The organism is Priestia sp. 10L35 (assembly GCF_056395685.1).
Map to the genome: position 1 here is coordinate 1 of NZ_JBFTKA010000070.1, position 367 is coordinate 367.

Annotated in this window: 1 protein-coding gene; it reads right to left on the reverse strand. The window is 74.7% G+C overall.

The window, feature by feature from the left end; genetic code table 11:
- Positions 1–28 precede the first annotated feature (28 nt).
- Positions 29–367: uracil-DNA glycosylase family protein (locus AC1DEF_RS29390; protein ID WP_477727749.1), on the reverse strand; the 339-nt coding region annotated here is incomplete at its 5' end.

The window sequence follows — 367 nt, forward strand, 5'->3', positions numbered from 1 at the left end:
CAGGGGGGCCGGGACACCGAGACCGAGTTCATGCTCCGGTACGCCGGGTTCTGAGCTCCGGCTCCGCCAGCGAGGCCAGGTCACGCCACCAGGCGATGCGGGTGGGCCGCCCGTCGTAGTCCTTGCGCTGGTTGGCGCCGCTCGTGCCCGGCAGCACGAAGACGTCCGAGGGTCCAAGGCCCCACGGCGCGATCCCGAGGCCCGGGGGACGGTGGCCCAGCGCCCGGGCCGCATGCGCGGCGGTGCCCTTGGCGGTGAAGGCGAGGAACGCCGGCTGCCACCTCTCGACGGCCTCGACGAGGCGGTCGATCTCGACCCAGCCCCGGCCGGTGTGGTGGTCCCAGTGGCCGACGAGGTCGGTCAGCCC